Origin of the sequence: Cribrihabitans neustonicus, from assembly GCF_048820895.1 — a bacterium.
GTDB lineage: Bacteria > Pseudomonadota > Alphaproteobacteria > Rhodobacterales > Rhodobacteraceae > Cribrihabitans_A > Cribrihabitans_A neustonicus.
In genome coordinates, this window is sequence record NZ_JBMERQ010000001.1 from 1,004,572 (window position 1) to 1,023,677 (window position 19,106).

16 protein-coding genes are annotated in these 19,106 nt (G+C 65.8%); 8 read left to right on the plus strand and 8 right to left on the minus strand.

Annotation, left to right across the window (positions count from 1 at the left end; genetic code table 11):
* Positions 1-118 precede the first annotated feature (118 nt).
* From ACOHWE_RS04820 to ACOHWE_RS04830, 3 genes are all read left to right on the plus strand, one after another.
* The gene (locus tag ACOHWE_RS04820; RefSeq protein WP_420664535.1) at positions 119-1,330 is read left to right on the plus strand and encodes a multidrug effflux MFS transporter; all 1,212 of its coding nucleotides are present in this window, start codon (positions 119-121) and stop codon (positions 1,328-1,330) included.
* Positions 1,331-1,394: 64 nt separating this feature from the next.
* Positions 1,395-2,783, plus strand: coding sequence for a helix-turn-helix domain-containing protein (locus tag ACOHWE_RS04825; RefSeq protein WP_420664537.1), 1,389 nt, complete (start codon positions 1,395-1,397; stop codon positions 2,781-2,783).
* Between the two features lie 92 nt (positions 2,784-2,875).
* Positions 2,876-3,370 carry a GNAT family N-acetyltransferase gene (locus ACOHWE_RS04830; RefSeq protein WP_420664540.1) on the plus strand — a complete coding sequence of 165 codons (495 nt, stop codon included), beginning with the start codon at positions 2,876-2,878 and terminating at the stop codon, positions 3,368-3,370.
* A gap of 355 nt (positions 3,371-3,725) precedes the next feature.
* On the opposite strand, the gene betA is transcribed toward ACOHWE_RS04830, so the two are convergent.
* The 4 genes from betA to ACOHWE_RS04850 form a co-directional block, all read right to left on the minus strand.
* A complete protein-coding gene (betA, locus tag ACOHWE_RS04835; RefSeq protein WP_420664542.1) occupies positions 3,726-5,381 on the minus strand; it encodes a choline dehydrogenase in 1,656 nt (551 codons plus the stop codon).
* Between the two features lie 214 nt (positions 5,382-5,595).
* Positions 5,596-7,053, minus strand: coding sequence for a betaine-aldehyde dehydrogenase (gene betB, locus ACOHWE_RS04840; protein ID WP_420664544.1), 1,458 nt, complete (start codon positions 7,051-7,053; stop codon positions 5,596-5,598).
* Positions 7,054-7,113: 60 nt separating this feature from the next.
* Positions 7,114-8,622, minus strand: a complete 1,509-nt coding sequence (gene betC, locus ACOHWE_RS04845; RefSeq protein WP_420664545.1) for a choline-sulfatase — start codon at positions 8,620-8,622, stop codon at positions 7,114-7,116.
* 118 nt (positions 8,623-8,740) lie between these two features.
* Entirely contained in the window at positions 8,741-9,949 is a 1,209-nt protein-coding gene (locus ACOHWE_RS04850; RefSeq protein ID WP_420664547.1) for a BCCT family transporter, read from the minus strand.
* Positions 9,950-10,109: 160 nt separating this feature from the next.
* Between ACOHWE_RS04850 and betI the strand changes: the two genes are divergently transcribed.
* On the plus strand, positions 10,110-10,685 hold the full coding sequence (gene betI / locus ACOHWE_RS04855) for a choline-binding transcriptional repressor BetI (protein WP_420664549.1): 576 nt from the start codon (positions 10,110-10,112) through the stop codon (positions 10,683-10,685).
* A gap of 163 nt (positions 10,686-10,848) precedes the next feature.
* Here betI and ACOHWE_RS04860 read toward each other — a convergent pair whose 3' ends face one another.
* The 3 genes from ACOHWE_RS04860 to ACOHWE_RS04870 form a co-directional block, all read right to left on the minus strand.
* Positions 10,849-11,769 (minus strand): DMT family transporter, encoded by a 921-nt coding sequence (locus ACOHWE_RS04860; protein WP_420664551.1) that lies wholly within the window; start codon positions 11,767-11,769, stop codon positions 10,849-10,851.
* A gap of 87 nt (positions 11,770-11,856) precedes the next feature.
* Positions 11,857-12,789: a pirin family protein gene (locus ACOHWE_RS04865; protein WP_420664553.1), complete on the minus strand. Its 933-nt coding sequence runs from the start codon at positions 12,787-12,789 to the stop codon at positions 11,857-11,859.
* Positions 12,790-12,893: 104 nt separating this feature from the next.
* The gene (locus ACOHWE_RS04870) at positions 12,894-13,496 is read right to left on the minus strand and encodes a LysE/ArgO family amino acid transporter (RefSeq protein WP_420664554.1); all 603 of its coding nucleotides are present in this window, start codon (positions 13,494-13,496) and stop codon (positions 12,894-12,896) included.
* 89 nt (positions 13,497-13,585) lie between these two features.
* Between ACOHWE_RS04870 and ACOHWE_RS04875 the strand changes: the two genes are divergently transcribed.
* From ACOHWE_RS04875 to ACOHWE_RS04885, 3 genes are read left to right on the plus strand one after another with little or no spacing between them, the layout of a single operon-like run.
* Entirely contained in the window at positions 13,586-14,470 is an 885-nt protein-coding gene (locus ACOHWE_RS04875) for a LysR family transcriptional regulator ArgP (protein ID WP_420664555.1), read from the plus strand.
* Positions 14,471-14,511: 41 nt separating this feature from the next.
* Positions 14,512-15,204, plus strand: a complete 693-nt coding sequence (locus ACOHWE_RS04880) for a nitroreductase family protein (RefSeq protein WP_420664556.1) — start codon at positions 14,512-14,514, stop codon at positions 15,202-15,204.
* A gap of 16 nt (positions 15,205-15,220) precedes the next feature.
* Positions 15,221-16,060 carry a COG3904 family protein gene (locus ACOHWE_RS04885; protein WP_420664557.1) on the plus strand — a complete coding sequence of 280 codons (840 nt, stop codon included), beginning with the start codon at positions 15,221-15,223 and terminating at the stop codon, positions 16,058-16,060.
* A gap of 57 nt (positions 16,061-16,117) precedes the next feature.
* Here the strand turns inward: ACOHWE_RS04885 and ACOHWE_RS04890 are convergent, their stop codons facing one another.
* On the minus strand, positions 16,118-16,858 hold the full coding sequence (locus ACOHWE_RS04890) for a YebC/PmpR family DNA-binding transcriptional regulator (RefSeq protein ID WP_420664558.1): 741 nt from the start codon (positions 16,856-16,858) through the stop codon (positions 16,118-16,120).
* 123 nt (positions 16,859-16,981) lie between these two features.
* On the opposite strand from ACOHWE_RS04890, the gene ACOHWE_RS04895 reads away from it, so the two are divergent.
* Complete coding sequence (locus tag ACOHWE_RS04895; protein ID WP_420664559.1) at positions 16,982-18,757, plus strand: SLC13 family permease; 1,776 nt, start codon at positions 16,982-16,984, stop codon at positions 18,755-18,757.
* Positions 18,758-19,106 lie beyond the last annotated feature (349 nt).

Below are 19,106 nucleotides of genomic sequence, written 5' to 3' on the forward strand. Positions count from 1 at the left end.
AAATACTATGCATAGATCGCGTGCAAACATGGAAATGAGCAAACTCCACGCGCGGCACACTCCCGGCGCGGTGCAACCGGCGATGGACATGGACGTAAGGCTGCTCTAAGCGGTTTGTATGTCCACATATAATGCCCGCCTGACCGGCCACCGCAGCCCGCCGCGCATCTTCACGCTGATCCTACTTGCGGGGCTGTCGGCGCTTGGCATGAACATCTTCCTGCCCTCGCTGCCGGGGATGGCGGAGTATTTCCAGGCCGATTACCGGCTGATGCAATTGTCGGTGGCGCTATACCTTGCAGTCAACGCTGTGGTGCAGATCCTGGTCGGGCCGGTCTCCGACCAGATGGGCCGCCGCCCGGTGCTGCTCGCCAGTATGGTGCTGTTCCTGCTCGCAACGCTCGGCTGCATCTATGCCCCCAGCGCCGAGGTGTTCCTGCTGTTCCGCATGGGCCAGGCGGTGGTGGCGGCCACCATGGTGCTGAGCCGTGCGGCTGTGCGCGACATGTATGACACCGACCGTGCCGCCAGCATGATCGGCTATGTCACTATGGGCATGGCGGTGGTGCCGATGATCGGCCCGGCCATCGGCGGCGTGCTGGACCAGTGGCTGGGCTGGACCGCCAACTTCTGGATGCTGTTTGCGGTGGGGGCGCTCACGCTCGCCATCACCTACGCCGATTTCGGCGAAACTGCGCACAAGAGCGGCAAGACTCTGGCGGCGCAGTTCCGCGAATACCCCGAACTGTTCCGCTCGCCGCGGTTCTGGGGCTATTCGCTGGCCTCAGGGCTCGCCTCGGGCGCCTTCTTTGCCTATCTGGGCGGCGCGCCCTTTGTCGGCAGTGAGGTCTACGGGCTGAACACGGCCGAGCTCGGCATCTATTTCTCGGCCCCGGCGGTGGGCTATTTCGCGGGCAACTTCCTTTCCGGCCGTTACTCCACCCGCATGGGCGTGAACTGGATGGTGCTCTGGGGCTGTGTCGTCAACGGCGCCGGCGTCGCGCTATCCCTGGTCATCGCGGCAGCGGGGCTCGATACGGTGCTCACCTTCTTCGGGCTCATGTGTTTTGTCGGGCTTGGCAACGGCATGGCGATCCCCAACGCCACAGCGGGCGCGATCTCGGTGCGTCCGCACCTGGCGGGCACCGCCTCCGGCCTCAGCGGCGCCATCATGATCGGCGGCGGCGCCGGGCTCAGCGCCTTTGCCGGCTGGCTCCTGGTGCCGGGCTCCACCGCGGTGCCGCTGCTGCTCATCATGCTCGCCACTGCAGTGCTGGGGCTTGCCGCGATCCTGCTGGTGGTCTGGCGGGAAAGGCAGCTTCACACCTGACGCTTGCAGCCGCGGATTTGCAACTATACGGTCCGTCCGACTGGTATTTGCAAAGGCACGCCCGATGGCCACCCAGAAACTCTATGCCGGGGCCAAGCTGCGCGAGATGCGCACCCGGCTGGCGCTGACGCAGAAGGATTTCGCCGCCAAACTTGGTGTTTCCCTGCCCTATCTGAACCAGATGGAGAACAACAACCGCCCGGTCTCGACCACCGTGGTGCTGGCCTTGGCGCAGGAGTTCGGCATGGACGTGACCGAGCTCAGCACGGGCGACAGCGAGCGCCTCGTGAGCGACATGCGCGAGGCGATGGCCGATCCGGTCTTCGCCGATGACGCGCCCCCGCTCGCGGATCTGCGGCTCACCGCTTCCAACGCGCCCGCGCTCGCCCGGGCCTTCCTGACCCTGCACCGCGCCTACCGGCAGACCCACGAGCGGCTCGCTTCTTTGGACGAGGCGCTGGGGCGTGAAGATGCCCGCATCCAGGCAAGCCCATGGGAGGAAGTGCGGGACTTCTTCCACTACTGCGACAACTACATCGATGCGGTGGACCGCGCCGCCGAGCACTTCGCCGATGTGCCCGACATCCGCGCCGCCGCCGTCGCGGCTCTGGAAGCCTGCGGCGTCAGCCTGCAACAGAGCGAGATGACCGGCCTGCGCCGCTTTGATGCGGAGACGCGCACGCTGCACCTCTCCAACCGCTCGGCGCCGCAGACGCAGCTGTTCCAGATGCTGTTGCAGGTGGCACTCCTGCGGCAGAACAAGCTTCTGGAGGCGACGCTCGACTTTGCCCGCTTCCAGAGCGATGAGGCCCGCGCCATTGCCAAGATCGGACTTGCCAACTACTTCGCGGGCGCCGCGCTGATGCCATACCGCCGCTTCCTGGAGGCCGCGCAGGAGTGCCGCCACGACCTGGAGCTGCTGGCGACCCGCTTCACCGCGTCGATCGAGCAGGTGGCGCATAGGCTCTCCACCCTGCAGCGGCCCGGCGCCAAAGGTGTGCCCTTCTTCTTCGTGCGGGTGGATCAGGCCGGCACGATCACCAAGCGGCACTCCGCCACGCGGCTGCAGTTTGCCCGCTTCGGCGGTGCGTGCCCCTTATGGAACGTGCACCGCGCGTTTGAGACCCCTGGCCGCTTCCTGCGCCAGCTGGCGGAGACGCCAGACGGGGTGCGCTACATTTCGCTCGCCCGAGATGTCTCTAAACCGGGCGGTTCCTTCGGCTCCCCGGTGCGCCGCTACGCGATCGCGCTGGGGTGCGAGGTGCGCCACGCGGATGCGCTGGTCTATGCCGACGGGCTCGACGTGAAGAACGACAGCGCCTACGAGCCGATCGGCATCTCCTGCCGCATCTGCGAACGCCGGGACTGCCACCAGCGCTCGGTGCCGCCGCTCGAACGGCGGCTCACCATCGATACCGACCAGCGCGGCGTGCTGCCTTATGAGGTGAGCTGACTGCCTGCCCCTTTTGCAGGCGTTCTGTAAGGAATCTGCCGAGGGCGGTCGAAGATCCCAGGCTTCGCGCCGGGCAGCGGAAGGACAGAAAGATGCAGGTTCGGGTAGCCGGTGAAGCGGAAGCAGAGGAGATCGAGGCGCTGCTCGGGCGCTGTTACCCGGTGCTGATGGCGCCGGCTCACGCGCCGCAGGTGCTGGCGCGCGCCCTGCCCATGATGACCCGCGCCAATAGGGGGCTGCTGGCGTCCGACACCTATTATGCCGCGGTGGAGAACGGCCGGATCACCGGGTGCGGCGGCTGGACCCTGACCCAGCCGGGAAGCGGCGTGCAGGAGCCCGGGCTGGCACATATCCGCCATTTCGCCACCGATCCGGGCTGCTGCGGCCGGGGAATCGGCCGCGCCCTGTTCGAACGCTGCCGCGCCGAAGCCGCGAAGACAGGCGCGGTACGGCTGCAGGTCTTGTCCAGCCTCAACGCCGAACCCTTTTATGCCCGCATGGGGATGGCGCGCATCGAGACGGTCAGCCTCCCCCTCGGCGGAGGCGGGTTTCCGGCAGTGCCAATGGAAATGCCGCTGGGCCGGTAACGGCGCCGGGCGGGCTGCCCGCGGGGCGGCACCGGCCGGCCGGGCTCGTGGAAACGCCGGCAGAATAGCCGGCCCCCGTATTGACTGCCGGGTCCGGCCTGGCCAATGTCCGTTGGCTCCGCAGCTGCACGATATCGCCTTCAACAGACTAAAGCCGGGAATTCTTCGGCCAGCTCATGCGGGGTGCCGGACAACTGTTCGCTCCTTATGCCTAGACTCGCCCCACCCTGGACAACCCCGCGGGCGGCCGCCTCGGTGCGCATCAAAAATAGGCGTCACCGCATTGTTTCCACGCCAGAAAGCATAACGCCCGCCGGGACTGCCGGCAGGCGGTGCCAGGAGCAGCCCTCGGATCTCAGCGTTGCGCTGTGCGCCACTCCGGATGAAACCAGGGCTCCGCATTCGAAGACGGCAGGCGGCGGCCGAGGATATGGTCGGCGGCCTTCTCGCCGGTCATGATCGAGGGGCCGTTGAGGTTGCCGTTGGTGATCCGCGGGAAGATCGAACTGTCGGCGACCCGCAGGCCATCAACGCCGATCACCCGGCATTCGGGATCAACCACGCTCGTCGGGTCATCGGCCGCCCCCATCTTGCAGGTGCCGCAGGGGTGATAGGCGCTCTCCACGTGTTCCTTGATGAAACCGTCAAGCTCATCGTCGCTTTGCACGGCATCGCCCGGCTGGATCTCGTGCTTCACGAAGGGCTGGAAGGCCTCCTGGGCGAAGATCTCGCGGGTGAGGCGGATGCAGGTGCGGAAATCCTCCCAGTCCTTCTCGGTGCTCATGTAGTTGAACAGGATGCGCGGATCGTCCTTGGGATCGGCGGAGCGCAGGGTGACTTCCCCGCGCGAGGGCGAGCGCATCGGGCCGACATGGGCCTGGAAGCCGTGGCCCTCGGCCGCCGCCTGGCCATCGTAGCGCACCGCGATCGGCAGGAAGTGGTACTGGATATCCGGGTAGTCGACGCCGGGCTTCGAACGGATGAATGCCGCGCTTTCGAACTGGTTCGAGGCGCCGAGCCCAGTCTTGGTGAACAGCCACTGCGCGCCGATCAGCCCCTTGCCGAAGAGGTTCCAGTACTTGAACAGGGTAATCGGCTGCGAGCAGGCCATCTGCAAGTACAGCTCAAGGTGGTCCTGCAGGTTCTGCCCCACGCCGGGCCGGTCGGCGACGACATCGATGCCGTGTTCGGCGAGATGCGCCGCCGGGCCGATGCCCGAGAGCATCAGCAGCTTCGGCGAGTTCAGCGAGGAGGCAGAGACAATCACCTCCGCGCGCGCCCGGATTACCTCCAGCTTGCCGCTGCGCTCGACCTCGACGCCGACGGCGCGGCCGTCCTCGATTACGATCCTGCGGGCAAAGGCGCGGATCAGGTCGCAGTTCTCCCGCTTCAGCGCAGGCTTCAGATAAGCATTGGCAGCGGACCAGCGGCGGCCCTTGTAGACCGTCATCTCCATCGGGCCGAAGCCTTCCTGCTGCTCGCCATTGTAGTCATGCGTGACCGGATAGCCCGCCTGGCGCCCGGCCTCGACAAAGGCTTCGTGCAGCGGGTTGTCGCGGGGCCCGCGCGAGATATGCAGCGGGCCGTCGGTGCCGCGCCAGTCCGGATCGCCGCCCTGGCCGCTGTCGTGCCAGGTCTCCATGCGTTTGAAATAGGGCAGCACGTCGGCATAGGACCAGCCCTGGGCGCCGGCCTCGGCCCAATGGTTGTAGTCGCCCGCATGGCCGCGCACGTAGACCATGCCATTGATCGAGGAGGAGCCCCCGACCACCTTGCCGCGCGGGCAGACCAGCCGGCGGCCGTCCAGATGCGGCTCCGGCTCGGTCTTGTAGCCCCAGTCATAGAGGCTCATGTTCATCGGGTAGCTCAGCGCAGCCGGCATCTGGATGAAGGGGCCCGCATCGGTGCCGCCGTGTTCGATCACCAGAACCGACTTGCCGGCTTCGCTCAGCCGGTAGGCCATGGCACAGCCCGCCGAGCCTGCACCGACAATCACATAATCCGCATTCATCACATCTCTCCATCGCGGATTCGGAACGGGTCAAGGATGCCGAAGGCACCGCGCCCTTGCGCGGCCTGTCCTTGAGGCGGTCCGAATCTGCCCCATCATTGGTCTGGTCCGCTGAGGACGCATCGCGCCCTCAGCGGACCTCTCAGCAAAAGCCCAACCTTGATTGCCCTTCCGGGCAACGGGGCGGGCGGGAGGGCGTTGCCCGGAAGGGCAATCAGAACGCCGCTTCGACGTCGCCCATGCGCACGTAAACCGACTTCACCTGGCTGAAGTGGTTGATCGCCTCCTTCGAGTTCTCGCGGCCCACGCCGGAGGCCTTCACGCCGCCAAACGGCGCCTCGACCGGCGCATCGTTGTAGGAGTTGATGAAGCAGCTGCCCGCTTCGAGCTGATCAATCACCCGGTGCGCGCGGGTGAAATCGCGGGTGAAGACGCCCGCGGACAGGCCGAACTCGGTGGCATTGGCGCGCGCGATCGCCTCTTCCTCGGTCTCGAAGTCGAGGACCGACATCACCGGGCCGAAGATCTCCTCGCGCGCGATGGTCATATCGTCGGTCACATCGGCAAAGACGGTGGGCTCGATGAAGAAGCCGGGCATATCGGCGCGGCTGCCGCCGCAGACCAGGCGCGCGCCCTCTGCCTTGCCCTTCTCGATGTAGCCCAGCACGATATCCATCTGCCGCTCGGAGACCATCGGGCCGAAGTTCGTCGCCTCGTCCTGCGGATCGCCCAGCACCGCGCCTTTCACGCGCTCGGCGAGGCGGGCGAGGAATTTCTCCTTGATGCCCTTTTGCACGAAGACGCGGGTGCCGTTGGAGCAGACCTGGCCGGAGGAATAGAAGTTGCCGTTGATGGCGCCACCGACGGCATTGTCGATGTCGGCATCGTCAAAGACCAGCAGCGGAGATTTGCCGCCCAGCTCCATCGTCACGTGCTTCATGCCCTCGGCGGCTGCAGCATAGACCTTCCGGCCCGTGGGCACCGAGCCGGTGAGCGAGACCTTGTTGACGCGCGGATCGGTGACCAGCGCAGTGCCGACCTCGCCCATGCCCTGCACCACGTTGTAGAGGCCCGCGGGCAGGCCCGCTTCATGCAGGATCTCGGCGACCTTCAGCGCACACAGCGGTGTGGTTTCCGAGGGCTTGAACACCATCGAGTTGCCGCAGGCGAGTGCCGGGGCGCCCTTCCAGCAGGCGATCTGGGTCGGGTAGTTCCAGGCGCCGATGCCGACGCACAGGCCGAGCGCCTCGCGCTTGGTGTAGACCCAGTCCTCGCCCAGCGCGATGTGCTCGCCGGTAAGGCTGGCCGCGAGGCCGCCGAAATACTCCAGCGCGTCGGCACCGGAGGTGGCGTCGGCCACCAGCGTTTCCTGCAGCGGCTTGCCGGTGTCGTAGGTCTCCAGCACGCTGAGCTCGTGATTGCGTTCGCGCATGATGTCGGCGGCACGGCGCAGGATGCGGCCGCGTTCGGTGCCGGTCATCTTCGCCCAGGCCTTCTGGGCTTCCTTCGCGGATGCCAGCGCTTGCTCCACAATCGCGGGCGTTGCGGCGTAGACGGTGGCGATCTCCTCTCCGGTCGCGGCGTAGATCACCGGGATCGGGGTGCCGGACGTGTCTTCGACGTAGGCGCCATTGATGAAGTGGCTGGCTTTGGGTTGAGCGGGGTGTGTCATGATTTCATGCCTCCGGCGGGGGTATTATTGGCCAGAAAGCGGGCTGGCCGGTTGCAGGGGTCATTCGCCCCGGGGAAAGCGTTTGCTTTCCTCGAGGGTGTCGAGGTTCATATGATTGCGCATGTAGCGCTCGGAGGCCTTCTGCAGTGGCTGGTAGTCCCAGGGGTAATAGCCGCCCTGGCGCAGGGCCTCGTAGACGACCCAGCGGCGGGCCTGGCTCGCGCGGACGTCGGCGTCGAAGCGGGCAAGGTCCCAGCGGGCCTCGGACTTGGCGCGCAGGGTCTGCAGCGTGCCGGCATGGGCCGGGTCGCCTGCCAGGTTGGTGAGTTCCTGCGGGTCGGCCTCCAGGTCGAAGAGCTGGTCGGGGTCAAGCGCGCAGCGGTTGTACTTCCACTTGCCGTAGCGCAGCGAGACCAGCGGCGCGTAAGAGGCTTCGGCTGCGTATTCGATCGCCACCGGCGCGCTGCGCTCCTCCCCTTGCGCCAGCGGCACAAGGTTGTGGCCGTCGCTCCAGGGGGCAATCTCCTCCATATCGACACCGGCCAGCGCGCCCAGCGTCGGGGTCACGTCGATGGTGGAGACTGGCGTTTCGATCAGGCCCGAGGGCATGTCCGGCGCCGAGATCATCAGCGGCACGCGGGAGGAGCCCTCATAGAAGCTCATCTTGAACCAGAGGCCGCGCTCGCCCAGCATGTCGCCGTGGTCGGAGACAAAGAGGATGATCGCTTCCTGCCGCGTTGTCTCCAGCACCTCCAGAATCTCGCCGATCTTGTCGTCGAGGTAGGAGATATTGGCAAAATAGGCGCGGCGGGCGCGTTTGATGTGGTCTTCGGTGATGTCGAAGCTGCGCCAGTCGTTGGCATCGAAGATGCGCTTGGAATGGTTGTCGTGCTCTTCGTAATCCATCGCCGGGACCTGCGGCAGCAGGTGCTCGCAGTCCTCATACAGATCCCAGTACTTGCGCCGCGCCACGTAAGGATCATGCGGGTGGGTGAAGCTGACGGTCAGCGCCCAGGGGCGGCCGTCCAGCCCGCGCGACAGCTCGTAGAGCTTGGTCTTGGCGTTGTAGGCGACCTCGTCGTCGTATTCCATCTGGTTGGAGGTCTCCGCCACCCCTGCCCCGGTGACGCTTCCCATGTTGTGATACCACCAGTCGATCCGCTCGCCCGGCTTGCGGTAATCGGGCGTCCAGCCAAAGTCGGCCGGGTAGATGTCGGTGGTCAGCCGGTCCTCGAACCCGTGCAGCTGGTCGGGGCCGACGAAGTGCATCTTGCCCGACAGGCAGGTGTAGTAGCCTGCCCGGCGCAGGTGGTGCGCGTAGGTGGGAATATCGGAGCGGAACTCGGCCGCGTTGTCGTAGACGCCGGTGCGCGAGGGCAGCTGGCCCGACATGAAGCTCGCCCGCCCCGGGGCGCAGAGGGGCGAGGCGGTATAGGCGTTGGCAAAGCGGGTGGAGCGCGCAGCCAGCTTCTTCAGGTTCGGCGCATGCAGCCATTCGGCGGGACCATCCGGGAAAAGGGACCCATTCAGCTGGTCCACCATGAGGATCAGGATATTCGGGGCACTCATCGCAAACCTCCCAAGGCGCGGGTCTGGCAAAGGCGCCTGGCGGGCGCAGCGGCACCGCCAGGCAGGTGAGGCCGGGCCGCCTGTTCGGGGAAACGGCGGCCCGGCGGTGGCGCGGCCCTTAGTGGGCGGTCTTAATCTTCTCGAAGTCGAGCAGGTTCTCCTCGGGCGAGGCGGTAATGCTCATGACTTCGTTACGCCTCTTCAGCGCGATATAGCCGAGGCAGGACACATAGAGGCCGATCACCACTGTGCCGATCCACTCGATCTTCAGCCACTGGCTCTGGAAGGCCAGGGTCAGGCCGAACAGAACCACAGCGTTTCCCAGCACGTAAGGCACAGTGCCGAAGCGCTTGGCCGAGAGGTTCAGGTTGTCGGTGTAGAGCCGGATCAGCGAGTCAAACGAGTTGACCACGAAAATGATGCCCACGGCGACCATCGAGACGTTGATCAGCAGCGTCGTCTCGATGCTGTTCAAGTGGTAATAGTACAGCACCGAGAACCACACACCCAGCGGGATCGACGGGAACACCAGCAGCGCTGCCAGCACCTGCCACGTGCGCAGGCCGCCCACGAAGCGCGAGGTGAACTGGCCGATCATGATCGACCAGGCGAACCACCAGAACAGGTAGAACTCGTGGTAGTCGGTCAGCGGCAGCACGAACTTGTGGATGTTCGCGAAATAGCCGCCGATGTTGCTGGCGGTATCGGTGAATTCGCCGAAACCCATGCCGGCATACGCCCACATGCCCGCGATCAGCGCCGCAAACAGAAGCGTGGAGCCAACCGACAGGATACGCACATATTTGATGTCGGTGGACGAGAAGGCGGCAAACAGGATCACCAGGAAAGTGATGACATAGAAGGCCGGGATCACTGTCTCGCCGTCGCCCATGAAGGTGGCGTAATACGGCAGGTAGATCAGGAACAGAGCGCCGGTGAAGGCGCAGGTGCCGATGATCACGATGTTGTTGATCCACTTCACCAGCGGGATCTCAAAGAACTTCACCCGCGGCTCGACCACACAGAAGTAGAACGTGGTGAGGAAGTAGAAGCCCCAGATCAGGAAGCCCCAGAAGCCGAATTCCAGCGCCAGCGGGTTGGTGAACCCATAGGCGGGCTCAGCCGCGGTATCCGCATAGAGCGGGAAGTCCCAGGCCAGCGGGAACATAATCAGGCCCACGTCCAGACCGGAGGTGAACAGGATGGCGATGAAGGTGAAAAGGTGAACGGGGGTCACGCCGACGTTGCGGACGTTCCACCATTTGATCACGCAGAACGCCACCAGCGCAAAGGCCAGCAGAATCCCGAATGAAATAATTGAAGTCATATATCCCTCCCATGTTCTCGGTTTCACACCATTTCGGACATGGTGCGGTTACATAACACAGAGGGCTGAACTTCCAAACAGCTTTTTGAACAGCCATTCAAGTTCCGGACTGACGACAACAACAGTTGAATCTCGCGGGCAAGTGGCGCACAACTTTTGCATGGGCAGAAAACGCATTCGCGACATCCGCAACGAAGAATTGATTGAAGCCACCATCACCGCGGTGCACAAATCCGGCTACTCGGTTGTTACGATGGCAGAAATCGCGCAGGAGGCAGGCGCGTCCGCGGCCTCGATCAACTACTATTTCGGCTCCAAGGAAGGGCTGATGGAAGCCACGATGCGGCACCTTCTGCGCAAGCTGAGGCGGGCGATGATTGAGGGCTATGCAACCGCCAGCACCCCGCGCGAGCGCCTCTATGCGGTCATGGATGCCAACTTCTCGGACGCGCTTTTCACCGTGCCGCAGTGCAGCATCTGGATGCAGTTCTGGGCCAATGCGCCGTATTCGCCGCGGCTGTCGCGGCTGCACCGAATCAACCGCGCCCGGGTGCGCAGCCATTTCCTGGCCGAACTGGGGGCACTGCTGCCGCCGGACCGGGTGGAAACCGCGCGGCAGGCGCTGCAGTGCTACATGGACGGGGTCTGGCTGCAGGCGGCCCAGTCCGAGGACCCCTTGGACCCGGCGGAGGCCCGGGAAGCCGCGCATCTGGTCGTCGATCTCGCCATTCCCTGACCGCGCCCGCCGCCGCGGCGTCCCTGCCTTCCACTTGCTTGAAGGCTCATTTTCGCCTGAAACGCTCCCCCGGAGCGTTTCCAGGACGGCTCAAACTCCCCGCCGGAGGCAGAGGCGCGCCGGCGCCTCCCCCGCTTCCCTCGGCCGCGCGTCCGTTGGCTGCCTAGAGGCTGGTCGCGCTGTTCGGCGGGGTGATCTGACGGCGCTTCAGAACCGCCTCGCGCCAGGAGATGAAGCTGATCGCGGCAAGGATCAGACTGCCGCCCGCGACCACCCAGACATCCACCGGCTCGCCAAAGGCCAGCGCGCCCAGCGCCGTCGCCCAGACCAGCTGCAGGAAGGTGACCGGCTGCGTCACCGTCACCGGCGCCGCGGCAAAGGCCATCGACATGGTGTAGTGTCCGGCAGTAGCGAAACAGGCAACAAGGAACAGGATGCCCAGTTCCCAAAGTGCCGGCGTTACCCAGACAGCGGCGGCAAAGGGCGCAAGGCCGATGGTCACGAAGACCGACAGCATCGCCACAACCACCGCCGGGCTGGTGCCATCCACCGTGCGCTTGGCAATCAGGTAGGAGGCGCCAAAGCAGATCGCGGTGATGAGCATCGCGACATGGCCGGGGGAGACCTCACGGAAACCGGGGCGCAGGATGATCACCGCGCCAATGAGCGCAACGCCGATCGCCGCGATCCGGCGGACGGCCAGCCGCTCGCCAAGGAACAGCGCAGCCCCAAGCGTCACGTAAACCGGAGAGAGGTAGTTCATTGCCGTCACTTCGGCGAGCGGGATGCGGGTCATGGCGAAAAACCACAGGATTACCGCAATGCTGTGCACCGCTCCGCGGCCCGCAAACAGCATCCACAACCGCGGCGTGATCCGCGCGCGGCGCAGCGCGCCTGCCATCGGCAGCAGGAACACCAGCCCCAGAAGATAGCGCAGGAAGGCGGATTGCGCAGGCGGAACCCGGTCGCCCAGGTATTTGACCAGTGCCGTAACGGCGACGAACATCAGCCCCGTAACCACCATCCAGAGAATACCCTTCAAGGGGCTGGCAGCGGGCTTTGCGATCTCTGCTGACTGGCTCATGACGGTGACAGAACACCCAAACGCGGCACCGCACAACCCTTCACATGTAAATCATTTCACGCAAGCTGGACGGCCGCCAGCTGTGCCTCACGGCAGCGGGATGAATTCGCCGGTATCGCCCGCAGGCAGCTGGAACGGGCCGTTCTCCCAGTCGCCTGCGGCCCAGGCGGCCTTCGCCGCCTCGATCCGGTCGCGGGAGGAGGCGACGAAGTTCCACCAGATGTAGCGCGGGCCGTTCAGCGTCTCGCCGCCCAGCACCATCAGCCGCGCGCCCTCTGGCCCGGCGGTCACCGTGATCTCGTCGCCGGGGCGGAACACCATCATCTGTCCGGCCGGGAAGGTCTGGCCCGCGATCTCCACCGCGCCTTCGGTGACGTAAATGCCGCGGTCCTCGTGTTCAGTGGGCAAGGGCAGCTTGGCGCCGGCCTGCAGCACCGCGTCGGCATAGAAGGCCTCGGAGAACAGTGAGGCCGGCGCGCGCTCGCCCCAGGCGCTGCCCAGGATCAGCCGCACCGCCTTGCCCCTGCCCTGCAACAGCGGCAGTTTCTCCTTTCCGTGGTGCTCGAAACTGGCAGGCGCGTCTTCGTGGCTTTCCGGCAGCGCGATCCAGGTCTGGATGCCGAACAGCTTGCTCTGCCCCCTCCGGGTCGCCGCCGATGTGCGCTCGGAATGGGTGACGCCCTGGCCCGCTACCATCCAGTTCACCTCACCGGGGTAGATCATCTGCTGTGTCCCAAGCGAGTCGCGGTGCTCAAACTCCCCTTCATACAGGTAGGTGACGGTGCCGAGGCCGATATGCGGGTGCGGGCGCACGTCGATGCCCTGCCCGGTCAGGAACTCGGCCGGGCCCATCTGGTCGAAGAAGATGAAGGGCCCCACCATCTGGCGGCGCGGCGCGGGCAGCGCGCGGCGCACCTCGAAGCCGCCGATGTCGCGGGCGCGCGGGATCACCACGGTTTCGATCGCATCCACGCCGCCCGCGTCGGGGCATTGCGGCTCCAGTGCCGGGTTCCAGCTCATCGCGCACCTCCTGTCAGCCTCGTGTTCAGGCCAGAGATAGCGCGTTTTTCCGCTCCGGGCAGGGCCGCGGCGCGCACAGCGGATGTGCGCGCCGCTCGGTAGGGTCACAAGGTCAGCAGCTTCGCGGCAATCACCCACATCGTGAGGCCGACGAGCGCGTCCAGCACCTGCCAGGCCCGGGGCTTGGCAAAAACCGGCGCCAGAAGGCTGGCGCCATAGCCGAGTGTGAAGAAGAAGGTGAAGCTTGCAAGGCTCGCCCCCGCAGCAAAGACCAGCGGCTGCGGATACTGGGCGGAAATCGAGCCTAGCAGCACCACGGTATCAAGGTAGACATGCGGATTCAGCCAGGTCAGCGCCAGCACGGTGGCGAGCACCGGCAGCAGAGCGCTTGCCCCTGCCCCGGCCCCGGCCTCCAGCGCCCCGCCGCCCCTCCAGGCCGCACGCAGGCTGCGGGCGCCGTACCAGATCAGGAAGGCCGCGCCGCCAAAGCGCATCGCCTGCTCGAACCACGGCACCGCCAGCGCCAGCGCGCCGAAGCCGAAGACGCCCGCGGTGATCAGCACCGCATCCGAGCCCGCGCAGGTGAGGCAGATCCAGAACACGTGCTGGCGCCGCAAGCCCTGCCGCAGGACAAAGGCATTCTGCGCGCCGATCGCCATGATCAGGCTCAAGCCAAGGGCAAAACCGGCGGTCAGGCTGGGGGGCATGGGCGTCTCCTTTTGTTTTCCATGGTTTGACTAGCCCCGGCGCGCCGATTAATCCAGTTAAAGAGATTAACCTCAGATTAGAGTTTCTAATGCACCTGGACCCTAGCCAGCTTGCCGCCCTCTCCGCCGTTCTGCGGCTCGGCAGTTTTGACGCGGCGGCGCACGCGCTGCGCGTCACGCCCTCCGCAGTCTCGCAGCGGATCAAGGCGCTGGAAGACCGGATCGGCACCGTCCTCGTGCTGCGCGGCGCGCCCTGCACCGGCACCGCTGCCGGGATGCGGCTGGCCAAACATAACGAGGACATCGGCCTTCTGGAATCGCAGCTCGCACGCGAGCTATCGCTGGAGGCCGGCGCGGGTCCGGCCCGCCTGCGGGTGGCGGTCAATGCCGACAGCCTTGCGACCTGGTTCATCGAGGCCATGACGGCCGCCCCCGGTGTGCTGTTCGACCTGGTGATCGACGATCAGGACCACAGCGCCGAGTGGCTGAAACGCGGCGAGGTTTCGGCCGCGGTCACCGCCAGCAGCCGCGCGGTCACCGGGTTTGACGCGCACCCGCTCGGCACCCTGCCATATGTGGCAACCGCCAGCCCCGCCTTCATGGCGCGCCACTTCCCCAATGGCGTCAACGCCAGCGCCGCCGCCCGCGCCCCCTGCCTGATTTTCAACGCCAAGGACATGCTGCAACGGCGCTGGCTGGAGATGAATGTCGCCCCGCAACTTTTGCCGCCCGCGCATTTTCTGCCTTCAAGCCAAGCCTTCGTCGATGCCGCGCTCGCAGGGCTCGGCTGGGGCATGAACCCGGAGGCGCTGGCGGCGCCGCACCTCGCCGCAGGCCGCCTGGTGCCGCTGATAGCAAACACCGCGCTGCCGGTGCCGCTCACCTGGCAGGTGGCCCGGGTGATGGCGCCGGCCCTTGCGGATGTGACCCAAGCCGTGCTGAAGTCCGCCCGCGCTCATCTGCGCCAAGACTGACCATAACGACCAATCCGACAGGACATTCCGAAAGGCCCCGCATGTTTTCCAAATCCGAACTCAGCTACGAACCGATCCCGCTGCCGCACCGCGCGGACTATTCGGACGCGGATATGCAGGCCAAGGCGGCGGAGTTCCTCGCCCATATGAAGAACCGCTGCTCGATCCGCGACTTCTCCGGCCGGCCGGTGCCGCGGGACGTGATCGAGAACTGCATCCGCACCGCGGGCACTGCGCCCTCGGGGGCCAACCACCAGCCCTGGTTCTTTGCCGCGATCTCTAACCCCGAGCTCAAGGCCCGCATCCGTGCCGAGGCCGAGGAAGAGGAGAAGAAGTTCTACGAGGGCGGCGCCAGCGACGAGTGGATCAAGGCGCTGGAGCCGATCGGCACCAATGCCGACAAGCCGCATCTGACCATCGCGCCCTGGCTGATCGTGGTCTTCGGCCAGCGCTGGGGAGAGTTCGACGACGGCACGCGGTTCAAGAACTACTACGTGCCGGAAAGCGTGAACATCGCCACCGGCTTCCTGCTGGCGGCGCTGCATACCGCGGGGCTGTCGACGCTCACCCACACGCCGAACCCGATGAAGTTCCTGAACGGTGCGCTGGACCGTCCGGATTCGGAGAAGCCGACGATGATCATCGCCGTGGGGCACCCCGCCGACAAAGCCACCGTGCCGTCGGTGGCGCGGGTGAAAAAGCCGTTCGACGGCATCTGCACGGTCTACGAATGAGCGGCAGCCCCCCGTTATGAACGGCCACCCGGCCTCCCTGCGCCAGAGCTTCGTCCTGCATTTGGCGCTGCCGCGGGCCGGGCTTCTTATGGGATGGTGGGCGGCGAACCAGCTGGTGAAACTGCCGCTGCCAATGGTCTGGGCACTGATCGCGGCTGACGGGCTGTTCTTCCTGTGGCAATGCCGCGCCTTCCTGCGCAGCGCCGATGCGCATACCCGCGACACCGGCAATCTCGCCCCGGTCTGGGGCGGTTACCTCGCGGTGCTGTTTGCCGGTTTTGCCACTGCCACCCTGTGGTGGGATGCGGTGCTGATCGCCAGCCACGAGGAAACCACGCCTTACGCAGTGAAACGCGCGCAGGACCGGGAGGCGCTCTACCGCCTCACCGTCGCTCCCGGCGGCACCGGGCTGGTATTCGAGGGCGAGATCACCCATGGCCTCACCCGCCGCCTGCGCCACCTTCTGGCAGCAAACCCAAGCGTCACGCAACTGCACCTCAGCGGCGCGGGCGGGCTGATCTACGAGGCCCGCGGCGCCGCCCAGCTGGTGCGCGCCCGCGGACTGGAGACCCGCGCAGGCGGGCTCTGCGCCTCGGCCTGCACGCTTGTTTTCGCGGCAGGCAGCCGCCGCAGCCTGGACACAGGCGGGCAGCTGGGGTTCCACGGCTATGCGCTGATGTTCGAAGGCGGGCTGCCGCAGGTGGACCTCCTGAGGGAGCAGGAGAAAGACCGCGCCTTTCTCCTGGCGCAGGGCATCAGTGCCGAGCTCGCCGGGCGGATCTTTGCGGTGCCCAACAGCGGCCTCTGGGTGCCCGAGGCTGCGGAGCTGCTATCAGGCGGTATGATAACCCCCTGACAACACAAAAAAGCCCGCCAAATGCGGCGGGCCTTAGATAGTGTGCGGCGGCGCGGTTCAAAGCTGCGCCATTACCTCGTCGCTGGCTTCGAAATTGGTGGTGACCCGCTGCACGTCGTCGTCGTCCTCCAGCGCATCAACCAGCTTCATCAGCTTCTGCATGCCTTCGAGGTCCAGCTCCGTGGTGGTGGTCGGCTTCCAGACCAGCTTGGTCGACTCGGATTCGCCCAGCTCCGCTTCCAGCGCGTTCGAAACCTCGTTGAGGTCGGTGTCGGCGCAGTAGACGATATGACCGTCCTCGGAGCTTTCCACGTCCTCCGCGCCCGCTTCAATCGCCGCCATCATCACGGTGTCGGAATCGCCAACGGAGGCCGGGAAGGTGACTTCGCCCTTGCGTTCGAACATGAAGCCGACCGAGCCGGTCTCGCCCAGGTTGCCGCCGTTCTTGGCGAAGGTGGAACGAACGTTGGAGGCGGTGCGGTTCTTGTTATCTGTCATCGCCTCGACAATGACGGCGACGCCGCTGGGGCCGTAGCCCTCGTAGCGGATCTCGTCGTAGTTCTCGGCATCGCCGCCGGTGGCCTTCTTGATCGCGCGCTCGATCACGTCCTTCGGGACGGACTGGCTCTTGGCTTCCTTGACGGCCAGGCGCAGGCGCGGGTTCTTGTCGGGGTCGGGGTCGCCCATCTTGGCGGCCACGGTGATCTCCTTGGCCAGCTTGGAAAACAGTTTCGACCGCGCCGCATCCTGACGGCCCTTGCGGTGCTGAATGTTAGCCCATTTTGAATGGCCTGCCATGGTGCATCCTTGCTGCTGTAACTTTGAATTGGCGCTCATATAGCCCTGCCCCGCCCCTGCTTTCAAGCGCTGGCCCGCGTCTTGGCCCTTGTGCGCCTGCGGGGCGGCGCTAATCATGGCGGCATGACTTTCGATCAGAGCGTTTTGTTTGGCCTTTTTGCCCTCGTCTTTGCCCTCCTCCTGTGGGGGCGCTACCGCTATGACCTCGTCGCCTTCGGGGCGCTGATGGCCGGGGTGGTGCTGGGCGTGGTGCCGTCCGGGGAGGCGTTTTCCGGCTTCGGCCACCCGGCGACGCTGGTGGTGGCGCTGGTGCTCATCGTCTCTGCCGGGCTGGTGCGTTCGGGTGCAGTCTATCTCATTACCCGAACGCTGGTGGATTCGGCGCGCGGGCTTGGCGCGCATATCGCTCTGATGGGCGGGGTGGGTGCGGTGCTCTCCGCCTTCATGAACAATGTGGCGGCGCTGGCGCTCCTGATGCCGGTCGACATCCAGACTGCGCGAAAAGCGGGCCGTGCGCCGGGTCTCAGCCTGATGCCGCTGTCCTTTGCCACCATCCTCGGCGGCATGGCCACACTGATCGGAACCCCGCCCAACATCATTATCGCCGCAATCCGGGAGGAGACGCTGGGCGAACCCTTCCGCATGTTCGACTTCGCGCCCGTCGGTGGCACCGCGGCGCTGGCGGGGCTGGTGTTCGTGGCGCTCGCGGGCTGGCGGCTGATCCCCAGCCGGTCGAATGCGGCAGGTGCTGCCGAGGCGCAGCTGGAACCCTATATGGCCGAGCTGACCGTGCCAGCCGAATCCGAACTCACCGGCAAGCGCCTGGGCGAACTGGATGCGGAGGCCGAGAAGGCCGATGTCGCGATCCTCGGCCTGATCCGCGACGGCAAGCGGCTGTACGGGCGGGCCGCGGCCTCGCTGCTGCGCGAGGGCGACGTCCTGGTGATCGAGGCCGGGCCGGAGGCGCTGGACGAGTTCCGCAGCGCGCTGAAGCTCGATTTCGCCGATGCCGCGCGGCAGGACAAGCTGACCGCGGCGGGCGAAGGGCTGGAACTGGTCGAACTGGTGGTGCCCGAGACCGCCCGGATCAACGGCCGCAGCGCCCAAGCGCTCGGGCTGTCCTGGCGCCAGAACGCGGTGCTCCTGGGACTGGCGCGTCAGGGCCGCCGCCTGACCGGCCACATCCGCCAGACCGATATCCAGCCGGGCGACATCCTGCTGGTCCTCTGTCCGCAAGGCCGCACCGCCGATGTGGCGGAATGGCTGGGCTGCCTGCCGCTGGCCGAGCGCGGGCTGGCGGTCACCGCCGATGACAAGACCTGGCTTGCCATCGGATTGTTCGCCGCTGCGGTACTCGCAGCTTCGGTGGGGCTGCTCTATCTGCCGGTGGCGCTGGGGCTGGTGGCGGTGGGCTATGTGCTGTTCAAGATCCTTCCTATCAGCACACTTTATGACCACGTGGAATGGCCGGTGGTGGTGCTGCTGGGATCAATGATCCCCTTGGGCGCAGCCCTTGAGGCGTCCGGCGGCACCGCGCTGATCGCGGGCGCGCTCAGCACGCTGACCGCGGGGCTTCCCGCCTGGGCGGTGCTCACAGTGCTGATGGTGGTCACGATGACCCTGTCGGATGTGCTGAACAACACCGCAACCGCTATTGTCGCCGCACCGGTAGCGATTCAGATGGCGGACACCCTGGGCGTCTCTCCCGACCCGTTCCTGATGGCGGTAGCGGTAGCGGCGTCAGCGGCGTTCCTCACCCCGATCGGTCACAAGAACAATACCCTGGTGCTGGGGCCCGGCGGCTACCACTTCGGCGACTACTGGCGCATGGGGCTACCACTGGAGGTTCTGGTGATCGCGGTCTCAGTGCCGGCCATCCTGCTGTTCTGGCCGCTGTAGTCCCCGAGCTCTCACGCAGGACTGATGGCCGGGGGCTGTCAGTGCCACGCCCCTGCCACCTGGGGAAAGAATCCGCCTGTCACAAAATTGCCGGCCTGCAGCCCTGGAACGGCCCAGCGCTGCCTGCATTGATGCCTGAGATGCCGTATCAGCCGCGGCCTACACCGCCAAAGCCTGGGACAGCAAAGCTATTGCCGTCGATGCCGCCACTATCGCAAATAGGAAACCATTCCTGAAAACCATAACCTCACCCTGTCTTTATACCCTCCTTCAGATAGGGCTTGTTTTGTTAACCGCATGTAAACACTTCGGCAGTCGGCGAAAATCTGCCGAAAAACGTGACTTCGCG